We start from the raw sequence: 2,567 nt of genomic DNA, 5'->3' as shown, positions 1-2,567 counted from the left end.
TCGAGCTGCGGGCTGATCGGGTTCGTGGAACCCGGCCGCTGGAACGCAGGGGTGCTCAGGAAGTACAGCACCAGGTTCGTCGCGATGTAGTTGAACATGATCGTCAGGATGACCTCGTGCGCACCGGTCCGAGCCTTCAGGAGGCCCACGAGACCGGCCCAGACGGCGCCGCCGACCATGCCCGCGAGGATCACGAGCAGCAGGTGGAGGCCGACGGGCAGGTGCAGCGTGAAGCCGATCCAGCCCGCGAACGTGGCGCCGATCAGGATCTGTCCCTGGGCACCGATGTTGAAGAGGCCGGCCCGGAAGGCGAGGGCCACGCCGAGCCCCGCGCAGATCAGCGGGGTCGCGACGGTCAGGGTCTGCGTCAGGGGGTAGATCATCCGGGAGAAGGAATCTCCGCCGAAGTTGAAGACGGAGCCCTGGAAGAGCGCGATGTAGGCGCTCGACGCCGCCGTCCAGGCAGCACCGAGGGTGTCCTGCGGGCGGCTGAAGAAGTACGACGACGCCCGCGCCACGTTCTGGTCGGTGACCGCGATGAGCACTCCACCGAGGATCAGGGACAGCACCACCGACAGGAAGGCGACGAGCGCGTTCCCCGTCATGACGCGCTGCAGGAGGGTCGACTCCGGCGCGGGTCCGCGGCTAGCCGCCGTCGCGGGTACCGCCGGAGGGGGTACCTCCCCGCCTGCCGTCTCGACGGCGTTTTCGAGGCGCACCTCGTCCTGGCGTGCGGCCTCCTTCGCTTCCCGGCGGGTCGGCGGGGCGCCGCCGTCGGGAGCCGGGGATACCGGCCGGTCGTCCTGCGGGCTCACAGGTTTCCTCCTTGGATGTCGTGTGTCTGCGCCAGGGCTTCCTCGGCGGGCATGCCGGCCATCATCAGGCCGAGCACGTCGCGTGACACGGACCCGGGGACGATCCCCATGAGGCGGCCGCGGTAGAGGACCGCGATCCGGTCGGCGAGCTCGAGGACCTCGTCGAGTTCGGTGGAGACGATGATGACGGGCGTGCCGCCGTCGCGCTCCGCGACGATCCTGCGGTGCAGGAACTCGATGGAACCGACGTCGACGCCGCGCGTGGGCTGCGAGGCGATGAACAGCTTGAGCGGCCGCGAGAACTCGCGGGCCATGACGACCTTCTGCTGGTTGCCGCCGGAGAGGGTGCCCGCGGCGGCGGACGCGGACTGCGTGCGCACGTCGTACTCGGCGATCTTCTCGTCGGCGTTCTTCTCGATGGCCGATGGGGACATGGAGAGTCCCTTCGCGAAGGGCGCGTCGTCGTACCGGTTGAGGATGAGGTTCTCGGCGACGGAGAACGTCCCGACGAGCCCCTCGACGCTGCGGTCCTCGGGGACGAAGCCGACGCCGGCGCGGATGACGTCCTTGACGCTGCGGCCCAGGAGCTCGTTCCCGCCGAGGGTGATCGATCCGGTGACGTGGTCCTGAAGGCCCATGATCGCCTCCGTGAGTTCGGTCTGGCCGTTGCCCTGGACACCCGCGACGGCGAGGATCTCGCCCTCGGCGACCTCGAAGCTCAGGCCGTCCACCACGCGCTGCCCGTTGGGGGCCTGGACGGTGAGGTCCCGGACCCGGAAGGTCACCTCGCCCGGCGCGGCCGGCTTCTTGTCCAGGGTCAGGCTGACGGCGCGCCCCACCATGAGGGACGCGAGTTCCGTGGTCGGGGCGCTGGGGTCGGCGGTTCCGACGACCTTGCCGCGGCGGACCACGGTGATCACGTCGGAGACGGCCTTGACCTCGCGGAGCTTGTGCGAGATGAAGACGATGGATGTGCCGTCCGCCTTGAGCTGCGCCATGATCCCGAGCAGTTCGTCGGTCTCCTTGGGCGTCAGGACGGCTGTCGGCTCGTCGAGGATGAGGACCTCGGCGTCGCGGACGAGCGCCTTGATGATCTCGACGCGCTGCTGGACGCCGACCGGCAGGTCCTCGACGACCGCGTCGGGGTCGACGTCGAACCCGTACTGGTCCGAGATCTGCCGGATGCGCGTCCGGGTCTCCTGCAGGTTGAGCATCCCGCCGGCCTTGGTGGCCTCGTTGCCCAGTGCCACGTTCTCCGCGACGGTGAACACCGGCACCAGCATGAAGTGCTGGTGCACCATGCCGATCCCCGCGGCCATCGCGTCGCCCGGTCCCTTGAAGGTCACCGGCTTGTCATTGACGCGGATCTCGCCCTCGGTGGGGTCGTAGAGGCCGTACAGCACGTTCATGAGCGTGGACTTGCCGGCCCCGTTCTCGCCGAGCAGGCTGTGGACCTGTCCTGGTTCCACGACGAGATCGATGGAGTCGTTGGCGACGAGCGATCCGAAACGCTTCGTGATGCCGATCAGTTCGAGTTTCACAACCCAGCCTGTTCTGTTCTGTTGTCGTCGGTGGACGTCACCGGAAAGGATACCGGCCACGGCTCCGGGGCATGCACCCGCGGCGAACGCAAACCGCCCTCCTCCCGGCGGAAAGCCCCGGGAGGAAGGCGGTTCTCGTGCGGTGCGCTGTTACTTCGGGCTGGCGGCCGAATCGACCGCGATGTCGCCGGAGATGATCTGTTCCTTCAGC

At 68.5% G+C, this 2,567-nt stretch carries 2 protein-coding genes; both read right to left on the bottom strand.

Features of this window, described 5'->3' with window-relative positions; all coding sequences use genetic code 11:
- Nucleotides 1-815 (bottom strand): ABC transporter permease (locus CVO76_RS03230; protein WP_208740654.1); only part of this gene is annotated, 815 nt, incomplete at its 3' end.
- Nucleotides 812-2,356 (bottom strand): ABC transporter ATP-binding protein, encoded by a 1,545-nt coding sequence (locus CVO76_RS03225; protein WP_133082748.1) that lies wholly within the window; start codon nt 2,354-2,356, stop codon nt 812-814. The genes CVO76_RS03225 and CVO76_RS03230, both read right to left, overlap by 4 nt.
- Between the last annotated feature and the right edge of the window lie 211 nt (nt 2,357-2,567).

It is taken from the genome of Arthrobacter agilis (assembly GCF_002953615.1).
Classification (GTDB): domain Bacteria; phylum Actinomycetota; class Actinomycetes; order Actinomycetales; family Micrococcaceae; genus Arthrobacter_D; species Arthrobacter_D agilis_B.
Note: the sequence above shows the minus strand (reverse complement) of the source record. Positions and strands in the feature narration are given on the sequence as shown.